This window comes from Bacillus sp. mrc49, from assembly GCF_002803435.1.
The window spans coordinates 1-268 of sequence record NZ_PHNG01000368.1; the positions used below are offsets into that span (position 1 = coordinate 1).

The following is a 268-nucleotide window of genomic DNA, read 5'->3' on the forward strand; positions in this document are numbered from 1 at the left end:
GAAGAACGGTCGATATTAAAACAGCATGACGTCCGTGTTGCCCACAATCCAATCAGTAACCTAAAGCTCGGATCGGGGATTGCCGATGTTGTCAGCCTCCTGGATGCAGGCATTAAAGTGGGCGTGGCAACAGATGGCGTAGCTTCCAATAACAACTTCGATATGTTCGAGGAAATGAGGACGGCCGCTTTGCTGCAAAAAGGCATCTACAAGGACGCCACTAAATTTCCAGCCCAAACCGCACTGGCCATGGCCACCAGAATGGGCG

At 51.5% G+C, this 268-nt stretch carries 1 protein-coding gene; it reads left to right on the forward strand.

Annotated elements, in window-relative coordinates:
* Positions 1-268: amidohydrolase family protein (locus CVN76_RS02355; protein ID WP_157805480.1), on the forward strand; the 268-nt coding region annotated here is incomplete at both ends.